Source organism: Saccharothrix sp. ST-888 (genome assembly GCF_000955975.1).
Lineage (GTDB): Bacteria > Actinomycetota > Actinomycetes > Streptomycetales > Streptomycetaceae > Kitasatospora.
In genome coordinates this window covers 1-353 of the sequence record NZ_JYJF01000598.1, presented here as the reverse complement: position 1 = coordinate 353, position 353 = coordinate 1, and the positions used below count along the sequence as shown (strand labels likewise).

Genomic DNA, 353 nt, shown 5'->3' with positions numbered 1-353 from the left:
CCCGATGACCAACGGCCGCCAGCCAGTCGAATTCGAGCACCCTGCCGAGGACGCCTTCTTCGGTGCCTTCCAGGTCGAGCACTTCTCCTGGAAGGGCATCCTCGACTTCTCCACCTTCACCGAGTGCGGCCGCTGCCAGTCGCAGTGCCCGGCCTGGAACACCGCCAAGCCGCTCTCCCCGGAGCTGCTAATCAGGGTCCTGCGGGGGCACGCCTTCGACAAGGCGCCGTACCTGCTGGGCGGTGGCGGCAAGGACATGGAGGGCAGCGAGCAGGCCACGTCCGAGCAGCTCGCCGGTGTCCCCGCGGCGGCCGTCGCCGAGGGCGGGCGCCCGCTGGTCGGCACCGCCGAAG

The 353-nt window shown here is 70.8% G+C and carries 1 pseudogene; it reads left to right on the top strand.

The window, feature by feature from the left end:
* Positions 1-353 (top strand): annotated as a pseudogene (locus UK12_RS42165) (Fe-S oxidoreductase); the annotation flags it as partial.